This is a genomic window from Stenotrophomonas sp. YIM B06876, from assembly GCF_030711595.1.
In the GTDB taxonomy this organism is placed as follows: Bacteria; Pseudomonadota; Gammaproteobacteria; order Xanthomonadales; family Xanthomonadaceae; genus Stenotrophomonas.
Genome location: NZ_JAUJUJ010000667.1, coordinates 1 through 312 on the forward strand (window position 1 = coordinate 1; position 312 = coordinate 312).

General features: G+C 66.0%; 1 protein-coding gene. It reads left to right on the plus strand.

Translation table 11 applies throughout. From position 1 onward, the window contains the following. Positions 1 to 61: 61 nt before the first annotated feature. On the plus strand, positions 62 to 312 hold a 251-nt coding region (locus QZH66_RS18945; protein ID WP_305807311.1), incomplete at its 3' end, for an ArsC/Spx/MgsR family protein.

Consider the following 312-nt stretch of genomic DNA (forward strand, 5'->3'; position numbering starts at 1 on the left):
CGGTCAAACTCTACCGCACCGGCCTGGTCTGAAACATACAAGCCGTTCCTAAAATCCCCCCATGAACGACATCACCATCTACCACAACAGCCGCTGCAGCAACTCGCGCGGCGCGCTGGCGCTGTTGCGCGAGCGCGGCATGGAGCCGCGCATCGTCGACTACATCGCCCAGCCGCTGGACAAGGCGCAGCTGCGCCAGCTTGTGTCCGCCGTGGGCCTGCCCGTGCGCGAGCTGCTGCGCAGCAAAGAGGCCGTGTACCAGGAACTCGGCCTGGCCGACCCGGCGTGCACCGACGAGCAGTTGCTCGATGC